Genomic DNA, 20036 nt, shown 5'->3' on the forward strand with positions numbered 1-20036 from the left:
GTGAGCATTCAACCCAGCACTTACTCCCCCGACATTGCGGTGCCCGCTGAAAAGCGTGTCTTCGGTGGTCGCGATCTGTTTTCCCTATGGTTCTCCCTCGGCATCGGCCTGATGGTGCTGCAGACCGGCGCTTTGCTCGCGCCTGGCCTCGGCCTGTCCGGTTCACTGCTGGCAATCTTCCTCGGCACCTTGGTCGGCGTCCTGCTGCTGGCGGCCGTCGGCGTGATCGGCAGCGACACCGGCCTGTCGTCGATGGCCGCACTCAAGCTGAGCCTCGGCATCAAGGGCGCAAGCCTGCCGGCGGTGCTGAACCTGCTGCAACTGATCGGTTGGGGTTCGTTCGAAATCATCGTCATGCGCGACGCCGCCAGTCTGCTGGGCGCACGCGCCTTCAGCGAAGGCAGTCTGCTGTCGAGCCCACTGCTATGGACCCTGTTCTTCGGTGGCCTGGCCACTTTGCTGGCGGTCAGCGGCCCACTGACGTTCGTGCGCCAGATCCTGCGCAAGTGGGGTATCTGGCTATTGCTGGCCGCGTGCATCTGGCTGACCTGGAACCTGTTCGCCAAAGCCGACCTGGCCGCACTGTGGGCGCAGGCGGGCGACGGTTCGATGCCGTTCGCCGTGGGCTTCGACATCGCCATTGCGATGCCATTGTCCTGGCTGCCGCTGATTGCCGACTACTCGCGATTCGGCAAGCGTGCGAAAAACGTCTTCGGCGGAACCGCGCTGGGCTTTTTTATCGGTAACTTCTGGCTGATGAGCCTTGGCGTGGCCTACACCCTGGCGTTCGCCCCGAGCGGTGAAGTCAATGCACTGCTGTTGGCACTGGCTGGCGCCGGCCTGGGGATTCCGCTGCTGCTGATCCTGCTGGACGAGTCAGAGAACGCCTTTGCCGACATTCACTCGGCGGCAGTGTCCAGCGCGGTGCTGGTGCGCTTCAAAGTCGAGTACCTGGCGTTGGCCATCGGCCTGGTCTGCACGCTGATCGCCTTGCTGGCGCCTTTGGCGCAGTACCAGAACTTCCTGCTGTTGATCGGCTCGGTGTTTGCGCCGCTGTTCGGCGTGGTGCTGGTGGATCACTTCATCCTGCGCAAGCGCAGTGCCCGAGTCGCATCAGCCGCATTGCGCTGGCCGGCGTTGCTCGCCTGGTTGGGCGGGGTGAGCACTTATCATTTGCTGGCCAATCTGTACCCGGACATCGGCGCAACCCTGCCGTCGCTGATTCTGGCAGGGTTGCTGCAGCTTGTGCTGGGAGCTGCCTTCAGTTACGGCCGGGAAACAGCTCGGGTTTGAGGATGCCGCTCAGGCGGTTGTAGGGGACGGTCAACTCAATGTTGCCCAGGGCGTACGGCGCAATGGTGCTGCCGTTGTACTTGAGCAACACCCCGGCCTGCGTCAGGGCCACGTTCGGCGTTCTCTGGAATGGCCAGGCCTTGACGAACGCTGGCTCCTGATCGAGTCGCGAGCTGATCAGCCAGCTGTTGTGCGCAACTTGCGCCGCTTTCCAGAACACCTCTTCCTGCCCTGGCAACAACATATCCGACAGGCGCCATCTTGTTTTTAGCGGTGTCGACGCCATATAGGATAGACGGAAGAAAGATATATCTCCGTAAGGGACGGTCCAAGATGATAGGGGCCCGATGCGCAACTTCAACTGCATTGCGCCGGGTGATGTCATGACCCCTGGGGAAGAAAAGAGTCTGCAAACAAGATCGAACAAAACCGGCACTGATGTGCAGGCGTTGATCGCCTCGGTCGCAGAAAATACCGTGCTCAAGCGCTGGGTAAAGCCTGAAGAGGTTGCGCAGGCCGTGCTATTTCTCGAACATTGCAACGCAATGACTGGAACGATATTGAACCTGAGTGCCGGTGCCACCATCCATTGATAGTCCGGATCATAGCGGCTTTACATAGGACGACCGCGCATTGACTTCATAGCCGCTACAGGACGCGTCGTTATAGACCTTCTTATGGAATTGACCATTTTTGAAATGCAGCGCTATGCCGTCATCTACCGCGTAGGCGGGAGAAATGTTCTTGTCGAAAATAATTTCAACGAAGGAAGCCTCTCGTCCAGCTTCTGAATTGAAGTGTGGGCATAGGGCGCCGGGGAGTAGACCAATGCCACTGATCAACGCGAAAGCGCCTCCTGAATCAGAGTGTCCATAGTCGAACCAGCAAATTGCTCCGGCACTGATCCCGCACAAAACCTTTCCCTTTGCCCATGCTTTCTTCAAAAGACTGATCACACCAAATTCGCGCCAAATTGCCAACATCGCTCGCGTATTACCACCTCCGACATAAATTATATCCGCTTGATCAATCAGGGATGAAATATGGTCCGCGTGAGGAAAAGGCGGTATGAAGAACGTCAGCGAGGTTACGGTACACTCAGCCCCTTTATACTTTTCAGTAAAGTTGGAGATTTTGACCAAGTCATCGCCATTGGCTGTCGAGATGTATAGGATTGTTGGGGTGATTTTATTTGTAAGTGAACATATATACTCGTCGATAGGTGTCATGTGCTGCATGTCTCTAGCGGACTCGCCGCCAATGACAATAATATGATTATCGATTTTTTTCATGTGAGTGTCCTGTTTTTGGTTTCAAATATAACCTTTGACTATAGCGTGGGCAATGGCTTGCGCCCTGTTGGTAGTATTCAATTTCTTTTGTATTGTTTTGTGGTGGAAGTTTATTGAGTCTTGCGAGAGGCCGAGAATTATCGCGATTTCTTCTGAGGTTTTCCCATCTGCACCCCAGAGCAATATTTCTTTTTCTCTAGGTGATAGAGTTACTGCTCGTGAGGCTCCATTGTTTAGTTCAGCTAGTTTTCTGGCAATTTCATCGGTCATTATTTTTATTATAGTGCGTGCCTTTTTCAACTCAATGCGGTCGATTTCAATGTGTGCTCTTGCTAAGACAAAATGCTCTGTTATGCCTTCTGTTTTTTGAGTTGATTGAGTTATGAAAAAAATACGATCATCTAGGTTTATTGTGCTTTCAGCTTCTTTCTTTTGTGTTTGGTTTAAGGGTGCTAAGTCTTCTGGTTCGACTCTAAAATGTCCTGCAGTTGTGTGGGGTTTTTTTGTGGTAAGTAATCTTGAAGCGTCAAGAGGATAGTTTCCGTAGGTATATATTTTTGGGTTTGAAAAAGGTATAGGGTGCTGAATGTGATAGGAGAAATAGTCAAAGTTAATCTCTTTTGTTGAGCTGAGGCATGTGGCCCATAGGCTTTCAATTGTTTCGCTCTCTGAGATAACGGTGCGTAGATTTTTCTGTAGGGTAAGTATGTCAGTGTTGTTCATGATGGCCACTCCATGGTTTTTATTGTCATATGGAATTACTATTCACGGTTTTGGAGCGATTGTTAAGTCGGATTATTCCTATTTTTTCATTCGGTTTTCCGTTTGTTGTGAGGGGCGATTCCTACAATGTGCTTGGCTGATTAAACTTCCCGGTTATAGAATGTAGGAGATCCCACAGAGCTTACGTTCAAGTTTGCCTGCTGGCTTCGGGCACTTACTTTCCGCCGATCCTTTTCTGCAGTTAGTGCCAAAGTGTGCGCTACTTCAGATTTCGGCATAGACCTGCCCACCGGCAAGCAAATTCACGAAACCGCGAGTGAGTCATCTGCGCCCGTCGATACAGGTGTCGTACCGATTCTCCAAGCCCCTGGAAAAATCAGCAGCGCCTCCGACTAGCTGACTAGGGGCGCGGGCGGATGACGGTTCGATGCCATTCGCCGTGGGCTTCGACATCGCCATTGCGATGCCATTGTCCTGGCTGCCGCTGATCGCCGACTACTCGCGATTCGGCAAGCGTGCGAAAAACGTCTTCGGCGGAACCGCGCTGGGCTTTTTTATCGGTAACTTCTGGCTGATGAGCCTTGGCGTGGCCTACACCCTGGCGTTCGCCCCGAGTGGTGAAGTCAATGCCCTGCTGTTGGCACTGGCTGGCGCCGGCCTGGGGATTCCGCTGCTGCTGATCCTGCTGGACGAGTCAGAGAACGCCTTTGCCGACATTCACTCGGCGGCAGTGTCCAGCGCGGTGCTGGTGCGCTTCAAAGTCGAGTACCTGGCGTTGGCCATCGGCCTGGTCTGCACGCTGATCGCCTTGCTGGCGCCTTTGGCGCAGTACCAGAACTTCCTGCTGTTGATCGGCTCGGTGTTTGCGCCGCTGTTCGGCGTGGTGCTGGTGGATCACTTCATCCTGCGCCAGCGCAGTGCCCGAGTCGCATCAGCCGCATTGCGCTGGCCGGCGTTGCTCGCCTGGTTGGGCGGGGTGAGCACTTATCATTTGCTGGCCAATCTGTACCCGGACATCGGCGCAACCCTGCCGTCACTGATTCTGGCAGGGTTGCTGCAGTTGGTGCTGGGCCGAGCCTTCAGTTACGGCCAGGAAACAGCTCGGGTCTGAGAATGCCGTTCAGGCGTGGGTAGGGGATCTTCAGTTCGACATGGCCCAGCGCGTAGGGGGCGATGGTGCTGGTTTCGTACTTGAGGATCACCCCGCCATAGGTCAGCGCCACGTTCTGGGTCTTCTGGAAGGGCCAGCTCTTCACGAACTCCGCCTCCTGATCGAGCTTGGTGCTGATCAGCCAGCTGTTGTGGGCCACCTGCGCGGCTTTCCAGAATGCGTCTTCCTGGCCTGGCAGCAACATGTCAGACAACGTCAGTACCTTGTGTTGCTGGCGGGAATAGTTGATGAAGCTGCGGCCCGGCGTGCCATGGGCGCCGCCAGTGTCCAGGTAACTGGAAAACTCGATGATCACCAAGCCGTCATGCTGCTCCCGTACCTTGGCCTGCAAGTAGCTGCTGTAGCGCGGGCCGGCGGTGCGCAAAAACTCATCGCGATAGGCCGCCAGCGTCGGCGCCACCGGGGCGTCGGGCGAGGTGCGGGTCATTTGCAGCAAGCGCTTTTCGATGATGCCGTCGAGCGCAGGCTCGGCAGGGAAGTGCAGGGTGTCGATATTGACCAGCGGGCAATCAGGCGTCGTGCAGCCCGGCTTCAGCTGTTCGGAGGCGTCACGGGTGGTTTCCAGCGGCGTCCGGTAGTTGGGCTGGAACAGACTCTGGCAAGCGGCCAGGGTCAACGCGATTGCGGCCACGGAGGCGATTTTGAAAAGCGACATGGGCGTCCTTCATGAAACAGGGAAAGGCGAAAGTTACCCGCTTCGACTGCCAGCGCGGTAATCAGTTCGCCACTAAGCTAATTAGAGTTGGTTTCGCCCTCACCGTCTATCCCGCTGTCTGGAAAGGGGCTGCATCAAAGGTCGCGGGCGCGTTAGGATGGCGCGAAGTCGAGGCTGGAGCCTCGGAGCAACTACGAGGATTGTCATGACTGATTTTGCCAACGCCATTCCGACCGCCGTTGAGATCGTTCGGCGCGAAAAGTGCTACGAGGGCTTTTACAAGCTTGATCGTGTGCACCTGCGCCACGAATTGTTCGCCGGCGGCATGAGTCGCGAAATCAATCGAGAACTGTTCGTTCGCCATGATGCCGTCTGCGTCCTGCCGTACGACCCGCAGCGTGACGAAGTGGTACTGATCGAGCAGTTTCGCGTCGGCGCCATGGGCAAGACCGACAACCCGTGGCTGATTGAACTGGTCGCCGGTCTGATCGACAAGGATGAAGTGCCGGAAGAAGTTGCTCACCGCGAAGCGCAGGAGGAAGCTGGGCTTGTGTTTGGGGCGCTCTGGCCGATGACCAAGTATTTTCCATCGCCGGGCGGCAGCAATGAGTTTGTGCATTTGTACCTGGGACGTTGCGAGACCACCGGGGCCGGTGGCCTGCATGGGCTGGAAGAAGAAGCAGAAGATATCCGCGTTACGGTCTGGGCGTTCGAAGATGCCCTGCAAGCCGTGCGCGACGGACGAATTGCCAACGCGGCCAGCATCATTGCCTTGCAATGGCTAGCTTTAAACCGCGCTGAAGTGAGGGGGTTATGGTCGTAAACAAGTTGCGCGATCGCTATCGAGTCGACCTTGCGGGGCTGCAAGCTTCCTGTGAGGCCAACTATGCGCGCCTTATGCGACTGTTGCCGGACATGCGCAGCGAGCCGGCGGCGCGACGCATTGCCGTGACTCATGGCGACCAGATGCTCGGCGTACTGGCGCTCGAGGTGCTGCAGGTCTGCCCGTACACCACTACCCTGCAAGTGCGCCAGGAGCACAGCCTGCCATGGCTGCCGGTGCCGCAATTGGAAGTCCAGGTGTATCACGACGCCTGCATGGCTGAAGTCGTCAGTGCCGAACATGCACGACGCTTTCGCGGCATCTATCCTTATCCGAATGCCTCGATGCATCAACCGGATGAAAAAGCCCAGCTGAACATGTTCCTGGGAGAGTGGTTGAGCCATTGCCTGGCGTTGGGGCATGAATACGAAGTCGTTCGTTAGTTGTGAACTGCGTTGTGCGTTCACCACTTTCCTCTTTCGCTTGTCACCCAGCATAATTGCGGCACTCATCAATACCCGTGCTTTCGCCCTGGGAGAACGCCTTGCCGAGCGTATCCACATTGACCACCGCCGATTCGGCGTTGCTGGTGCAGCTGTCTGACAGCCACTTGTTCGCTGCCGCGGATGGCACGTTGCTGGGCATGAATACCCGGGACAGCCTCGTGAAAGTCCTCGAGCTGGTGCGCCTGCAGCAGCCCCTGATTGACCTGGTGATTGCCAGTGGAGATCTGTCCCAGGACGGAACACTGGAGTCTTACCAGCTGTTTCGCGACCTGACCCGCCAGCTCGATGCCCCGGCGCGCTGGATTCCCGGTAACCACGATGAGCCGCAGATCATGGCCGAGGCGGCGGTGCAAAGCGCTTTGCTGGAGCCGGTGGTGAATATCGGCAACTGGCGAGTGACGCTGCTGGATTCGGCGGTGCCGGGCTCGGTGCCCGGTTATTTGCAGGATGAACAGCTGCAATTGCTTGCGTGTTCGCTGAGCGAAGCGCCGGAGCGCCATCACCTGGTGTGTTTCCATCATCATCCGGTATCTATCGGGTGTGCCTGGATGGAGCCGATCGGCTTGCGCAATCCAGAGGCGCTGTTTGCCGTGCTGGATCGCTTTCCCCAAGTGCGGGCGGTGCTCTGGGGGCATGTGCATCAGGAAATTGACCGTGAGCGCAACGGTGTTCGGTTGATCGCTTCGCCTTCGACCTGCATCCAGTTTGAACCGGGGAGCGATGATTTCAAGGTGGGGGATCAAGCGCCGGGGTATCGATGGTTGCGGTTGCTGCCGGATGGGCGGATTGAGACGGGCGTTGAGCGGGTTACGGGGTTCGAATTCAAGGTCGATTACGACGCTGACGGTTATTAGTCATTCCTGAGGACCGCGTGATGGCCTTCGCGGGCAAGCCCGCAGCGCATATCCTGTGGGAGCGGGCTTGCCCGCGAAGGCGTTCGCACAGACGCTCCAAATTCCACGGATATCCCCGCTTCCCCCGACACCCTGTAAACTCCGCCTTCTTTACCCGACGAACAGGGAGCTCAAATGTCCGGCTCGATCCTCTATATCCACGGTTTCAACAGCGCGCCCTCCTCGAAAAAGGCCACGCAGCTGATGACGGTGATGGGCCGCCTGGGTTTGAGCGATCAGCTGCGGGTACCCGCCCTGCATCATCATCCGCGCGAAGCCATCGGTCAGCTTGAACAGGCGATTGCCGAGCTGGGGCGGCCACTGCTGGTCGGCAGCTCACTCGGCGGCTACTATGCGACTCACCTGGCCGAGCGCCATGGCCTGAAGGCCCTGCTGGTCAACCCGGCCGTAAGCCCGCACCGGATGTTCGACGGGCACCTGGGGACGCAGAAAAACCTGTACACCGATGAGGCCTGGGAACTGACCCACGACCATGTAACGGCCCTGGCCGAGCTGGAAGTGCCGGCACCGCAGGACCCCCAGCGTTATCAGGTGTGGTTGCAGACCGGTGATGAAACCCTGGACTATCGCCACGCCCAGCACTACTACCGGGCCTGTGCCTTGCGCATCCAGGCCGGCGGCGATCACAGCTTTCAGGGCTTTGCCGCGCACCTGCCGGCCATGTTGAGTTTTGCCGGCATTGGCGCAGATTTGTATCAAGCGATTGATTTCAAAGCACTGTGACCGGTCCCTTTTCTACAGAACACTTTTTTCAAAGGACGACGAGACCCCATGGCCACTCCCGGCGCTAGCTCTTATAACGCAGACGCCATCGAAGTCCTCTCGGGCCTCGACCCGGTGCGCAAACGCCCTGGCATGTACACTGACACCAGTCGGCCGAACCACCTCGCCCAGGAAGTCATCGACAACAGCGTCGACGAAGCCCTGGCCGGTCACGCGACCTCGGTGCAGGTCATCCTGCACGCCGATCACTCCCTGGAAGTCAGCGATGACGGCCGTGGCATGCCGGTGGACATCCATCCGGAAGAGGGCGTTTCAGGCGTCGAGCTGATCCTCACCAAGCTCCATGCGGGTGGCAAGTTCTCCAACAAGAACTACCAGTTTTCCGGCGGTCTGCACGGCGTGGGTATCTCCGTGGTCAACGCCCTGTCGACCGAAGTCCGGGTGCGCGTCAAGCGTGACGGCAACGAATACCAGATGACTTTCGCCGATGGCTACAAGAAAACCGAGCTGGAAGTCGTGGGTACCGTCGGCAAGCGCAACACAGGCACCAGTGTTTTCTTCGCCCCGGATCCGAAATACTTTGATTCGCCGAAATTTTCCGTCAGCCGCCTCAAGCACGTACTCAAAGCCAAGGCCGTGCTGTGCCCCGGCTTGCTGGTCAGTTTTGAAGACAAGGCCTCCGGCGAGAAAGTCGAATGGCATTACGAAGACGGCCTGCGTTCCTACCTGGTCGATGCGGTCACCGAGTTCGAACGCCTGCCGGACGAGCCGTTCTGCGGCAGCCTGGCCGGTAACAAGGAAGCGGTCGATTGGGCGCTGCTGTGGTTGCCGGAAGGCGGCGACAGCGTGCAGGAAAGCTACGTCAACCTGATCCCGACGGCCCAGGGCGGCACCCACGTCAACGGTTTGCGTCAGGGCTTGCTCGACGCCATGCGCGAATTCTGCGAATTCCGCAGCCTGCTGCCGCGCGGTGTGAAGCTGGCGCCGGAAGACGTCTGGGAGCGCATTGCCTTCGTCCTGTCGATGAAGATGCAGGAGGCGCAATTCTCCGGCCAGACCAAGGAGCGCCTGTCGTCCCGTGAGGCGGCGGCGTTTGTCTCCGGTGTGGTCAAGGATGCGTTCAGCCTGTGGCTCAACGCCAATCCGGAAACCGGCATGCTCCTGGCTGAGCTGGCGATCAACAACGCCGGGCGTCGCCTGAAGGCCAGCAAGAAGGTCGAGCGCAAGCGCATCACCCAAGGCCCCGCATTGCCGGGCAAACTCGCCGACTGCGCCGGGCAGGACCCGATGCGTTCCGAGCTGTTCCTCGTGGAAGGTGATTCCGCGGGCGGTTCGGCCAAGCAGGCGCGGGACAAGGAGTTTCAGGCCATCCTGCCGCTGCGCGGGAAGATCCTCAACACCTGGGAAGTCGACGGCAGTGAAGTCCTGGCGAGCCAGGAAGTGCACAACATCGCCGTGGCGATTGGCGTCGATCCCGGTGCTGCGGACATGAGCCAGCTGCGTTACGGCAAGATCTGCATCCTCGCCGACGCCGACTCCGACGGGCTGCACATCGCGACCCTGCTGTGCGCGTTGTTCGTGCAGCATTTCCGCCCGTTGGTGGATGCCGGTCACGTCTATGTCGCGATGCCGCCGCTGTACCGTATCGACCTCGGCAAGGAGATCTTCTACGCCCTGGACGAGGCCGAGCGTGATGGCATTCTCGATCGCCTGGTGGCCGAGAAGAAGCGCGGCAAGCCACAGGTCACCCGATTCAAAGGCCTGGGCGAAATGAACCCGCCGCAACTGCGCGAAACCACCATGGACCCGAACACCCGGCGCCTGGTGCAGCTGACGCTGGAAGATTACGAAGCCACCGCTGAAATGATGGACATGCTGCTGGCGAAAAAACGCGCTGGCGATCGCAAGTCCTGGCTGGAGTCCAAAGGCAACCTGGCCGAGGTTCTTGGCTGATGCGGGTTGGCTTGGCCCTGGCATGTGCGTTACTTCTGAGCACGGCGGCGTTGGCCGACCCGGTCCCGGAGTTGCGCCTGGTGTCCGGGCATGCCGTGGCCGGCATGCCCGGCGGCAACCTGTCAGGGCTGGCACAGTGCGGCGACGAGCTGTGGACGGTGTCCGATCGCGACGATGACCAGATCTACCGTCTCGATACCCGGCAGGATCCCTGGCAGGCCGAAGCCGTGCACATCGATGTGCCCGTGGCACCGGCCAGCGGTTTGCCCTGGAGCTTGAGCTCGCGCAGTTGGGCGGCATCGTTCGTGCGCGGCGGCGACCTGGACTTCGAAGGCATCACCTGCGACAACGCCGGTAATCGTTACATCGTCAGTGAATCCCATACGGCCGTGTTGCAGGTGCCGCTGACCGGGCCTGCGTCCTGGTTGAACATTGCGCCCAGGCTGGTCCGCGAGGCGCGGGCCGGGGGCATGTTGCTGCGCTTCAATGCGCTGTTCGAAGGCCTGGCGGTCAACCCGCAAGGCGACCAGCTATGGCTGGCCGCCGAGCGTGATCGCCGCGGCCTGCTGCTGATCAAGCGAGGGGCCACGCAATGGGACTGTGACGGCAACTGTGTGCTGCTGAGCGAGGGTGGCAAGCGAGCGCAGCCGCCGCAGTTTCACCACGCAAGACCGGTGTCGCTGGACTTCGCCGACCTGTCATTGTTCAACGGCAAGCTGTTCACCCTCGAACGCAATGCCTACGAAATATGCCGGCGCGATGCAACAACGGCCAAGGTCGAGCGTTGCTGGTCGTATGCCGCCGAGTTGCTGCAGGATGACCGGCGTTATCCACAGGACTACGGGCTGGAAGAAGCACTGGTAGTGGACGCCACGGGCGCCTGGATAGGCGTCGACAACAACACAGGGGCTCGCGTCGATGGTGAGGTTCGCCCGTTCATCTGGCGCTTTGCCGCGCCTGAAGGCGGCTGGGGTGGCAAATTATGAGTCAACAGACGCCGGGCAAGCGTGCCGGCCGAGTGCTGATGGTGCTGGCCTGGTGCGCCGCGTTGTTTCTGGCGACGCGGTTTTTCGGCGAATGGGAAGCGCGCCAGCACAACCCTAATGTTGTGGTCGACTCCGAACAGGGTGAGGGGTTCATCGAGGTAAAACTGGCCAGCAACCGCCAGGGCCACTTCGTCGCCAGCGGCCAGATCAACGGCCAGCCGGTGGATTTCATGCTCGACACCGGGGCGACAGATGTGTCGGTCCCGGCAGAGATGGCCAAGCAGCTGAAACTGGAAGAGGGCTTCGGGGTGACACTGAGCACCGCCAACGGTTTGAGCAAGGGTTATCGAACCCGAATCGACCGGCTGCAGGTCGGCGACATCGTGCTGCGTGATGTTCGCGCGCTGGTCGCCCCCGGGCTCGAAGGGAATCAGGTGCTGCTTGGTATGAGCGCCCTTAACAAACTTGAATTTACTCAGCGCGGTGGCACCATGCTGCTGCGCCAGACAACGAACCGATGAGGCCCGCATGAGCGACATCCTTGCAGACAGCTTAGACGGCGTAGAACGCCGATCGCTGGCTGACTTCACCGAAAGTGCCTACCTCAACTACTCCATGTACGTGATCATGGACCGCGCCTTGCCACATATCGGCGACGGCCTGAAGCCGGTGCAGCGGCGCATTATCTATGCGATGAGCGAGTTGGGGCTGGACGCCGATTCCAAGCACAAGAAATCGGCGCGCACCGTCGGTGACGTGCTCGGTAAATTCCACCCGCACGGTGACTCGGCCTGCTACGAAGCCATGGTCCTGATGGCCCAGCCGTTCAGCTACCGCTACACGCTGGTCGACGGCCAGGGCAACTGGGGTGCGCCCGACGATCCCAAGTCGTTCGCCGCCATGCGTTACACCGAGGCGCGGTTGTCGCGTTATTCCGAAGTACTGCTCAGCGAGTTGGGGCAGGGCACGGCAGATTGGGGGCCAAACTTCGACGGAACGCTCGACGAACCGCTGGTATTACCTGCACGTTTGCCGAATATCCTCCTCAACGGTACCACCGGCATCGCCGTGGGCATGGCCACCGACGTGCCGCCGCACAACCTGCGTGAAGTGGCCACGGCCTGCGTACGTTTGCTGGATGAACCCAAGGCCACGGTCGAACAACTCTGTGAGCACATCCAGGGTCCGGACTACCCGACCGAGGCGGAGATCATCACCCCCCGCGCCGACCTGCTGAAAATCTACGAGACCGGTCGCGGCTCGGTGCGCATGCGCGCCGTGTACCACATCGAAGACGGCGACATCATCGTTACCGCATTACCGCACCAGGTGTCCGGTGCCAAAGTGCTGGAACAGATCGCCGCGATGATGCAGGCCAAGCCTTCCAAGGCCCCGCAGATCGCTGACCTGCGCGATGAATCGGACCACGAGAACCCGTGCCGGATCGTGATCATCCCGGGCGCGCGCAAGAATTTCGACCACGATGGCTTGATGCAGCACCTGTTCGCGAGCACCGAGCTGGAGTCGAGCTACCGGGTCAACATCAACATCATCGGCCTGGACGGCAAGCCGCAGCTGAAGAACCTGCGCGCGCTGCTGGTGGAATGGCTGGAATTCCGCGTGCAGACCGTGCGTCGCCGCCTGCAATTCCGCCTCGACAAGGTCGAGCGTCGCCTGCATCTGTTGGACGGCTTGTTGATTGCCTACCTCAACCTGGATGAAGTGATCCACATCATCCGCACCGAGGAGCACCCCAAGGCTGCGCTGATCGAGCGCTTTGCCCTGAGTGAGATCCAGGCCGACTACATCCTCGACACCCGCCTGCGTCAACTGGCGCGGCTGGAAGAGATGAAGCTGCGCAGCGAGCAGGACGAGTTGCTCAAGGAGCAAGCGAAGCTGCAAGCCTTGCTGAGCAGCGAAGCCAAGTTGAAGAAACTGGTGCGCACCGAGCTGATCAAGGACGCCGAAACCTATGGCGACGACCGTCGCTCGCCAATCGTTGAGCGCGCCGAGGCCAAGGCCCTGACCGAGCACGACCTGCTGCCGAACGAGAAAGTCACGGTAGTGCTGTCGGAAAAAGGCTGGGTACGTTCCGCCAAGGGCCACGAAATCGACGCCACCGGTCTGTCCTACAAGGCTGGTGATGGGTACAAGGCCCTGGCTGCCGGGCGCTCCAACCAGTTCGCGGTATTTATCGACTCTACCGGTCGCAGCTACTCGGTCGCGGCGCATACCCTGCCATCGGCCCGTGGCCAGGGCGAACCCCTGACCGGTCGCCTGACGCCGCCGCCAGGCGCCACCTTTGAATGCGTGATGATGCCCGAGGACGATGCGCTGTACGTGATCGCATCCGACGCCGGTTATGGATTCGTGGTCAAGGGCGAGGACCTGCAGGCCAAGAACAAGGCGGGCAAGGCGCTGTTGAGCCTGCCGAACAACGCCAAGGTGATCCTGCCGCGGCCGGTAGCTGATCGTGAGCATAACTGGCTGGCGTCGGTGACCACCGAAGGTCGCCTGCTGATCTTCAAGATCAGTGATCTGCCACAATTAGGTAAGGGCAAAGGCAACAAGATCATCGGCATTCCCGGTGAGCGAGTAGCCAGTCGCGAAGAATATGTCACGGACATCGCCGTACTGCCCGATGGCGCCACACTGGTGCTGCAGGCCGGCAAACGCACGCTTTCGCTCAAGGCAGACGACCTCGAACACTACAAAGGTGAGCGTGGACGCCGTGGTAACAAACTGCCACGAGGCTTTCAGAGAGTGGATGCGCTGTTCGTCGAAAACCTCAATTAGGCGTGCTAGAGCGCTCGATCTACGATTTAACGCGTAGATCGACGCTTTCGCGCTGGAGTCGGGACGCATATTCACGGATGATACGGCCTTTCAAGCGCCGGCGTGGCCGAGCGATCTTCATATTTATTGAGTATTTTCACTGTGGTTAGCCGTGTGGCAACCACCTGGATGGGACGATGACTGCTCTGCGCCTTCCTTTTATCTTGATGCTCGCTGGCGTTCTTGGCCTGGCGGGTTGCAGCGTTCACCAACCGGTGTCGCTGTATCAGCTGGACAGCGGTAATCCGGTGCAGCCGGCACAAAGTGCCGGCATGGCCGTTTTGCTGGGCCCGGTGACAATTGCCGACTACCTGCAACGTGAGACCCTCTTGCAGCGGCAACCGGACGGCAGCCTCCAGGCCTCGACCGACGGTCGTTGGGCTGGCAGCCTGTCTTCGGACATCGATCAATTGCTGCTACGCCAGGTGTCTGGTCACCTGGACAGCCAGCGCGTGGTGTTGGCGCCGGCGACGCTTGGCTTCACGCCGGATGTGCAGGTGTTGTTGACCATTACACGCCTGGATTCGGGTGAGTCGCAGCCAGCTATCCTCGATGCGCAATGGCGCTTGATCGACCGTCGCGGCCAGGTGCGGGACAACCGCATCATTCATCTGCAGGAGCAGCACGCAGGCGGCACGGCGGCGCAGGTCCAGGCCCAGGGCGTATTGCTGCAACGGCTGGCCGAGCAGCTGTCGGTGGCGCTCAAGCCCCTGGCCAACCAGCCCCCAGTTGCCGAAGGGCCGAAGAAACCGGCCGCCAAGCCTGCCGCGCCCGCAGCGGAAAAGGACAAACAGCCGAAGATCCCGATGGCTTCGCCAATTCGCACCGATATGGAAGTGTTCAGGTTTTAAGGCCTGAATGAAGCCAGAACAAAGCCCGCCTTGTGCGGGCTTTGTTTTGTCTGTCTTGGGAGATCGATGTTGCCTGTGGGGGCCTCTTCGCGGGCAAGCCCGCTCCCACAGTGACCTGTGGTGTCCTCAGGAAATGTGTAGACCCAGAACCCTGTTGGGGGCAGTTCGCGGGCAAGCCTGCTCCTGCGGTGACCCGCAGTGTCCACAGAAAATGTGTGGACCCAGAACCCCTGTGGGAGCGGGCTTGCCCGCGATGGCGCCAGCAGGGGCAACAAAAAAGCCCGCAGACAATCGCTTGTCTGCGGGCTTTTTCACATCAGGGCTTAAGCCCGGCGCTCATGCATCCGCGCCAGTTGCCGCTCCAGCATTGATGGATACGGCTCCATCAAACGCTCCACGCAGCATGCGCCTTCAGGGCTGGCGATCGGGCGGATCCGCGCGCGCTGGCGGATCAGCACGTCGTCGCCGACCTTGCGTTCCACCAGCAGCAGGTTGCGGCTGTGTTGAGACAAGGCCAGGGCGTCCTGAGCCGATTCGGTCAGCAGCAGGTCAATCTGGCTCAGACCGAACAGCTCGTCACCCAAGGTCAGGCCCAGCTGCAGTTGCAGGGTAATGCCCGAGTCGGCCACTTCGATCTGCAACTGATGACCCAGTGCGCGCAGCAACTCGCCACAGCAGATCGCATTGGTCAGGTAGTCTTCGCCGCTGTCTTCAGTGTGGAACAGCATCAGGGTGCTGCCGTCGTTCAGGGTGTGCAGCTCGCTCTGGTAGAGCGAGGCGGCCTGGTCGAGGCAGTCGCGATAACGCTTGAGCAACTCCTCGAGGCGAGTACGGGGCAGGCGGCGCAGTTGATCCTGGGCACCGAGTTGCACGGCCAGCACCGCGCTGTGTTGAGGCACGTTGGAAACGGGCGCTTTAACCACGGGCTTGGGCGCGCTGGCCACTGCCTCGTCACGCAGGTCGGCGAACGGGTCTTCGTCGTCGTCATCTTCGACAGTGCTGACAATCTGCCGAGGCGCGGGCTTCAAGCCGGCCACCGGCCTGGTTTCGTCGAAACTCGGGTCACGCAGGTTGCGCACCTCGAAAGAAGGCTCGTCTTCGTCTTCTGTCTCTTCGTACTCAGGCTCCGGGTCCGGCTCGGGTTCAACGGGCTCCGGGGCGAAGTTGGCGTGCAGCTGACGCGCCAGGTCGCCGATCTCGTCCTGACGCTCGGTGGCCGGGGTGTATTCGTCGATGTTGCGCAGCCACACGCGCAGTTGCAGCAGCGGCGTGGAGATGTGCCGACCCAGGCGCAGGCTCAGCGCGAGGGATAAGGCTAGCAGAATGGCACTGAGAATCCCCATGCTCTGCAGGCTGATGGTCATCGGCTGCTGGAACTGATCCATGTCCAGGCTGATGCGCAGTTGCCCGGCCGTCACGTCCTGGAAAGTGATCTTGCTCTGGTACATGCCCTCGGCTTCGCCCAGCAGGCTGTGCTTGGGGCGCTGCCCGGCTTCGGCGAGGATGCGGTTATCCACGCTATAGATGGCAGCGTGAGCCACCAGCTTGTTCTTGGTCAGGTTGTTGAGCAGCACATTCAGGCTGAGGATGTCATTGGACACCAGCAACTCAGTGGCGGAGGTGGCGGTTTGCGTGGTCAGGCTTTCACCCAGCGCATCCGCTTGCTCGTGCATGGCCTGCTTGAACTGCAATCCCATCACGCAGGCGTAGATGACCAGGGCCAGGGCGACCAGGATCACGTTATGGCTGGCAATGCGTAATGCAATCGGTACACGGCGATGGCGCAGTGCCCGGAAGATCAGCAGAAAGAAGTTATCGGTTTTTACTGGCGTGGGCCGGTTCACTTGAGCTCGGCTCTTTTGTCCGTGAAGTTGACGCGCAGTATAGCGACAGGCCCCAGACCGGCAAAGCGCTCACGGTGCCCGATGGTCACTGAATGTGGGTAGAATGCGGTTTTTTTCCACTTGCGGGGGTGCGCCTTGCGCGAAATCGTCCTGATAAACATCACGGGAGTCGACCGTCCGGGTCTGACTGCGGCCATTACCGGCGTTCTGGCCCAGGGTGGTGTGAACATTCTCGACATCGGCCAGGCGGTGATCCACGACACCCTGTCGTTCGGCATCCTGGTTGAGATTCCCGACACCGAGCAAGGCAAGTCCGTCCTCAAGGACATTCTGTTCACGGCCTACAAGCTCGATCAACAGGTCCGTTTCACGCCGGTTTCCGAAGAGGATTACCAGCAGTGGGTCGGCAACCAGGGGAAAAAACGCCACATCGTTACCCTGTTGACCCGCAAGGTGACTGCCGAGCAATTGCAGGCCGTCAGCTCGATCACGGCCAAGTATGGGCTGAATATCGATCATATCGATCGCTTGTCGGGACGCATGCCGCTGGATACGCCGGCCGACAAGGGCAAGGGCTGTATCGAGTTTTCTGTGCGTGGCGAAGCGGCCGACCCGCAGGCGCTGCGGGCCGAGTTCCTCAGCGTGGCGCAGGACCTCAACGTCGATATCGCTTTCCAGGAAGATTCGCTGTTCCGCCGCAACCGCCGCCTGGCGGTGTTCGACATGGACTCCACGCTGATTGAAGCCGAAGTCATTGATGAACTGGCCAAGGCCGCGGGTGTGGGCGAGCAGGTTTCTGCGATCACCGAGCGGGCGATGGCCGGCGAGCTGGATTTCCGCGCGAGTTTCAAGGAGCGCCTTGCCTTGCTGCAGGGGCTGGACGTCAGCGTGCTGGATTCGATCGGCGCCTCGCTGCGCCTGACCGAAGGCGCCGAAACCCTGTTCGCCGAACTCAAGCGCCTGGGCTACAAGACAGCGATCCTGTCAGGCGGCTTCACTTACTTCGCCAAGCAATTGCAAGCAAAACTGGGCATCGACTACGTATTTGCCAATGAACTGGAAGTGGTCGACGGCAAGGTGACTGGCGTGGCGGTCGAGCCAATTGTCGATGCGCAGCGCAAGGCGGACCTGTTGCGGGAGCTGGCGCACAAGGAAGGCCTGCGTCTGGAGCAGACGATTGCCGTGGGCGACGGCGCCAACGATTTGCCGATGCTGGCGATCGCCGGGTTGGGCGTGGCGTTCCGTGCCAAACCTCTGGTCAAGCAGTCGGCGAAGCAGGCGATTTCGACCCTTGGGCTGGATGGTGTGCTGTATCTGCTGGGCTTTCGGGATCGTGATGGGCAGCTCTGAGACTTTAGCCGCCTGATCAGGCCTCATCGCGGGCAAGCCTTGCTCCCACAGAATCACCGACCTGGGAGCAAAGGTTGCCCGCGATGACCACACCAAAATCTTACAAAATCACTGACCTGTGGGTGCAAGGCTTGCCCGCGATGGCCGCACTACATTTTTCATGCCTGACCTCAAAGCGACTTCCACAAAGAATCAAAGTCTTCCTCGACGCCGCCACCCGCGGCGTTGTCGTTTTTGGCACCCTCCAACGACCGGTAAGCGAACTGATTAAAACTGTTGGTACTCGCCACCCGTCGATCCAGCCCTGCCCGATGTTCCTCGCCGTTGGTGTTGATCATCACCTTTTGCCCTTCCTGAAAGGGCAGGCGCGGGGCCAATAGTGTGGCGGGCAGGTCTACCGCGCTGATCGCGGGCAATAACAGGCCGCGCAGGTAGTGGCTGTGATCATCATGGGTGCGCACCAGCTGCAGGCCACAGGGCTCTGCGTAGGGTGCAACCTGTTCGATGCCCATTTGTGTGCCGCCGCCACGAACCTGGCGAATCCAGCGCACCACCGCGATACTCCAGCCCTGGCCCGCGACATCCTCGATGCCGACCATCTCACCCGCCTGAAGCTCGGCCGGTACTTCGCCGGGCCACGCCAGGCAATAGCCTCCCGGGCTGTGGTTGACCACTGGCAACACATAAGTCGGAAAATGCCGATTGCTGTCGGCCGTGTCATTGCCATCATCGTTTTGCAGCTGGGGGTATTCGATTTCTTCGTAGGGCAGCAGGTCGTGGGTGTTGCCCTCCGGCGCCACGTCGAAGGCGTGGCTCCATTGGTCCTGGCCCTTGGTCGCCGACGACAGCGCAGAAAATTTCGCCTGTCGGCCGCCGTGGTTTTTCAGCAGCTCACTGAACGAGCGCTGGCCACCCAGATAGAAATGCAGGGCGCTCATGCCGACGCACAGGGTCAGTTGGCCCTGGCTTGCCGTGCGTTGAAAACTGCGCTCGGCGGTCTGCCCCCAGGCGGCACTCAGGTGTTGCAAGGTATCCAGGCTCAAACCCGTCGGCACCAGCAGAGGTTGGGCCGAGTCGGTCTTGTGTAGATGAGCGTCGATGGCCGCCACCAGCGGGGTGGTGTCAATGGCCAGCAAATCGTCCTGCTGTTCGCTCCTGAATTTGGAGCGGTAGCGCGGAGCGGTATCGAGCATTGGTGCGACGGCGAACAGCCCTTCGACCGATTGGCCCGGATTCAGGCGTATCAGCGAGCTCCATGACTCCAGCACTTCGGCGAGACGGGCAATCTGGTTCTGCCGCAGTTGATTGCAGCGTGCAGCACCCATCAGCAGCGCCGTGATATAGGTCTGCTCAATGCTGAGGTTTTGCGTCTGGCTGGCCAATTCGTCGCGCACATTCTGGCGCTGGAGCTGGTGCGAGCAGGCGATTCGGTAGAGTTGATGCAGCTCCACCCAGACGCCTTCCGGCGCCGGGCAATACAGCTGCGTCGCGCGCATCAACGGCCCGTTGAGGCAATGGATCGCCCGTTGCAGCGCTTGAGTCAAGAGCGGGGCGCGATCCTTGCTGAAGCGCGGTGACACGCGCAGGACGATCTGCTTGTAGCCAATCGCCAGGTGACTTTGCAATGCCTGGCATAGGTTGGCGATCTTGCGCGAGCGCTCGTCCAGCACAATCGCCTGATGCAGGAAGTGCCGCTCCAGGTGTTTGCAGACGTAGTACACCTCTGGTCGCAACAACTCGAGCAATTGCAGGCGATTGTCACTGGGAGTGAGCAACTGGTTGAGTTCGCCCAGGCCCTGATAGAGCAAGCGGGCAGTTTCGCCAATGTTAGCCTTGGGCAGGTTGGCGATCCAGCGCTTGAGATCGCGCGGGGTTGGCTCACAGAACGACAGGCGAGTCTGTTGAGGAAGCGGTGCACGTAACAGCTGGAGTGGGGTGGTCTCATTCATGGCCAAAACGATAGCAGGAATCAGGCCGTATAGGCGCTGCCGCAGGCGGTGATCTTTTGATCCCGGGTAACAAAAACAACGCCGCCCCTGGTAGGAGCTGCCGAAGGCTGCGATCTTTTGACTTTGTTTCTAACATCAAAAGATCGCAGCCTGCGGCAGTTCCTACCG

Annotated in this window: 17 protein-coding genes and 2 pseudogenes; 13 read left to right on the plus strand and 6 right to left on the minus strand. The window is 59.8% G+C overall.

The features are described from left to right. Positions 1-1293: a putative hydroxymethylpyrimidine transporter CytX gene (cytX, locus tag AAEZ05_RS17785; protein WP_350648285.1), complete on the plus strand. Its 1293-nt coding sequence runs from the start codon at positions 1-3 to the stop codon at positions 1291-1293. Here the strand turns inward: cytX and AAEZ05_RS17790 are convergent. Then, a pseudogene (locus AAEZ05_RS17790) lies at positions 1262-1546 on the minus strand (RsiV family protein); the annotation flags it as partial. The gene cytX and the pseudogene AAEZ05_RS17790 overlap by 32 nt on opposite strands. 94 nt (positions 1547-1640) lie before the next feature. On the opposite strand from AAEZ05_RS17790, the gene AAEZ05_RS17795 reads away from it, so the two are divergent. Then, positions 1641-1886: an SDR family oxidoreductase gene (locus AAEZ05_RS17795; protein WP_350648287.1), complete on the plus strand. Its 246-nt coding sequence runs from the start codon at positions 1641-1643 to the stop codon at positions 1884-1886. A gap of 9 nt (positions 1887-1895) precedes the next feature. Here the strand turns inward: AAEZ05_RS17795 and AAEZ05_RS17800 are convergent, their stop codons facing one another. After that, positions 1896-2585 carry a Type 1 glutamine amidotransferase-like domain-containing protein gene (locus tag AAEZ05_RS17800; RefSeq protein WP_350648289.1) on the minus strand — a complete coding sequence of 230 codons (690 nt, stop codon included), beginning with the start codon at positions 2583-2585 and terminating at the stop codon, positions 1896-1898. Positions 2586-2606: 21 nt separating this feature from the next. After that, entirely contained in the window at positions 2607-3308 is a 702-nt protein-coding gene (locus AAEZ05_RS17805; protein ID WP_350648291.1) for a LuxR C-terminal-related transcriptional regulator, read from the minus strand. Between the two features lie 400 nt (positions 3309-3708). On the opposite strand from AAEZ05_RS17805, the pseudogene AAEZ05_RS17810 reads away from it, so the two are divergent. Next, a pseudogene (locus tag AAEZ05_RS17810) lies at positions 3709-4419 on the plus strand (cytosine permease); the annotation flags it as partial. On the opposite strand, the gene AAEZ05_RS17815 reads toward AAEZ05_RS17810, so the two are convergent. Continuing rightward, entirely contained in the window at positions 4388-5134 is a 747-nt protein-coding gene (locus tag AAEZ05_RS17815; RefSeq protein WP_045061866.1) for an RsiV family protein, read from the minus strand. The pseudogene AAEZ05_RS17810 and the gene AAEZ05_RS17815 overlap by 32 nt on opposite strands. Positions 5135-5339: 205 nt before the next feature. Here AAEZ05_RS17815 and AAEZ05_RS17820 point away from each other — a divergent pair, with 205 nt between their 5' ends. The 9 genes from AAEZ05_RS17820 to AAEZ05_RS17860 all read left to right on the plus strand — a co-directional run bounded on the left by AAEZ05_RS17820 (position 5340) and on the right by AAEZ05_RS17860 (position 14725). Further along, the gene (locus AAEZ05_RS17820) at positions 5340-5957 is read left to right on the plus strand and encodes an NUDIX domain-containing protein (protein WP_045061864.1); all 618 of its coding nucleotides are present in this window, start codon (positions 5340-5342) and stop codon (positions 5955-5957) included. After that, positions 5948-6400, plus strand: a complete 453-nt coding sequence (locus AAEZ05_RS17825; RefSeq protein ID WP_045061863.1) for a DUF1249 domain-containing protein — start codon at positions 5948-5950, stop codon at positions 6398-6400. The genes AAEZ05_RS17820 and AAEZ05_RS17825 overlap by 10 nt, the downstream gene beginning before the upstream one ends. Positions 6401-6501: 101 nt before the next feature. Further along, positions 6502-7317, plus strand: a complete 816-nt coding sequence (cpdA, locus tag AAEZ05_RS17830) for a 3',5'-cyclic-AMP phosphodiesterase (protein ID WP_350648293.1) — start codon at positions 6502-6504, stop codon at positions 7315-7317. Positions 7318-7491: 174 nt separating this feature from the next. Then, a complete protein-coding gene (locus AAEZ05_RS17835) occupies positions 7492-8100 on the plus strand; it encodes a YqiA/YcfP family alpha/beta fold hydrolase (RefSeq protein ID WP_045061861.1) in 609 nt (202 codons plus the stop codon). A gap of 48 nt (positions 8101-8148) precedes the next feature. Continuing rightward, positions 8149-10053, plus strand: a complete 1905-nt coding sequence (parE, locus tag AAEZ05_RS17840) for a DNA topoisomerase IV subunit B (RefSeq protein WP_350648295.1) — start codon at positions 8149-8151, stop codon at positions 10051-10053. Beyond that, complete coding sequence (locus tag AAEZ05_RS17845) at positions 10053-11039, plus strand: esterase-like activity of phytase family protein (protein WP_350648297.1); 987 nt, start codon at positions 10053-10055, stop codon at positions 11037-11039. The genes parE and AAEZ05_RS17845 overlap by 1 nt, the downstream gene beginning before the upstream one ends. Then, on the plus strand, positions 11036-11560 hold the full coding sequence (locus AAEZ05_RS17850; RefSeq protein WP_045061858.1) for a retropepsin-like aspartic protease family protein: 525 nt from the start codon (positions 11036-11038) through the stop codon (positions 11558-11560). Before AAEZ05_RS17845 ends, AAEZ05_RS17850 begins: the two co-directional genes overlap by 4 nt. A gap of 7 nt (positions 11561-11567) precedes the next feature. Next, positions 11568-13835 (plus strand): DNA topoisomerase IV subunit A, encoded by a 2268-nt coding sequence (gene parC / locus AAEZ05_RS17855; protein WP_045061857.1) that lies wholly within the window; start codon positions 11568-11570, stop codon positions 13833-13835. 176 nt (positions 13836-14011) lie between these two features. After that, positions 14012-14725 (plus strand): PqiC family protein, encoded by a 714-nt coding sequence (locus tag AAEZ05_RS17860; protein WP_045061856.1) that lies wholly within the window; start codon positions 14012-14014, stop codon positions 14723-14725. Positions 14726-15048: 323 nt separating this feature from the next. On the opposite strand, the gene AAEZ05_RS17865 is transcribed toward AAEZ05_RS17860, so the two are convergent. Further along, positions 15049-16569, minus strand: coding sequence for an AhpA/YtjB family protein (locus AAEZ05_RS17865; protein WP_045061855.1), 1521 nt, complete (start codon positions 16567-16569; stop codon positions 15049-15051). A 135-nt stretch (positions 16570-16704) separates the two neighbouring features. Here AAEZ05_RS17865 and serB point away from each other — a divergent pair, with 135 nt between their 5' ends. After that, the gene (gene serB / locus AAEZ05_RS17870; RefSeq protein ID WP_045061854.1) at positions 16705-17919 is read left to right on the plus strand and encodes a phosphoserine phosphatase SerB; all 1215 of its coding nucleotides are present in this window, start codon (positions 16705-16707) and stop codon (positions 17917-17919) included. Positions 17920-18089: 170 nt separating this feature from the next. Here serB and AAEZ05_RS17875 read toward each other — a convergent pair whose 3' ends face one another. After that, a complete protein-coding gene (locus AAEZ05_RS17875) occupies positions 18090-19868 on the minus strand; it encodes a cyclic-di-GMP receptor FimW-related protein (RefSeq protein ID WP_205892013.1) in 1779 nt (592 codons plus the stop codon). Positions 19869-20036 lie beyond the last annotated feature (168 nt).

It is taken from the genome of Pseudomonas sp. HY13-MNA-CIBAN-0226, assembly GCF_040310305.1.
In the GTDB taxonomy this organism is placed as follows: domain Bacteria; phylum Pseudomonadota; class Gammaproteobacteria; order Pseudomonadales; family Pseudomonadaceae; genus Aquipseudomonas; species Aquipseudomonas gregormendelii.

Coding starts and splice junctions, on each gene's coding strand:
- AAEZ05_RS17795 (WP_350648287.1), top strand. CDS start 1,641: ATGCGCAACTTCAACTGCATTGCGCCGGGTGATGTCATGACCCCTGGG.
- AAEZ05_RS17800 (WP_350648289.1), bottom strand. CDS start 2,585: ATGAAAAAAATCGATAATCATATTATTGTCATTGGCGGCGAGTCCGCT.
- AAEZ05_RS17805 (WP_350648291.1), bottom strand. CDS start 3,308: ATGAACAACACTGACATACTTACCCTACAGAAAAATCTACGCACCGTT.
- AAEZ05_RS17815 (WP_045061866.1), bottom strand. CDS start 5,134: ATGTCGCTTTTCAAAATCGCCTCCGTGGCCGCAATCGCGTTGACCCTG.
- AAEZ05_RS17820 (WP_045061864.1), top strand. CDS start 5,340: ATGACTGATTTTGCCAACGCCATTCCGACCGCCGTTGAGATCGTTCGG.
- AAEZ05_RS17825 (WP_045061863.1), top strand. CDS start 5,948: ATGGTCGTAAACAAGTTGCGCGATCGCTATCGAGTCGACCTTGCGGGG.
- AAEZ05_RS17835 (WP_045061861.1), top strand. CDS start 7,492: ATGTCCGGCTCGATCCTCTATATCCACGGTTTCAACAGCGCGCCCTCC.
- parE (WP_350648295.1), top strand. CDS start 8,149: ATGGCCACTCCCGGCGCTAGCTCTTATAACGCAGACGCCATCGAAGTC.
- AAEZ05_RS17845 (WP_350648297.1), top strand. CDS start 10,053: ATGCGGGTTGGCTTGGCCCTGGCATGTGCGTTACTTCTGAGCACGGCG.
- AAEZ05_RS17850 (WP_045061858.1), top strand. CDS start 11,036: ATGAGTCAACAGACGCCGGGCAAGCGTGCCGGCCGAGTGCTGATGGTG.
- parC (WP_045061857.1), top strand. CDS start 11,568: ATGAGCGACATCCTTGCAGACAGCTTAGACGGCGTAGAACGCCGATCG.
- AAEZ05_RS17860 (WP_045061856.1), top strand. CDS start 14,012: ATGACTGCTCTGCGCCTTCCTTTTATCTTGATGCTCGCTGGCGTTCTT.
- AAEZ05_RS17875 (WP_205892013.1), bottom strand. CDS start 19,868: ATGAATGAGACCACCCCACTCCAGCTGTTACGTGCACCGCTTCCTCAA.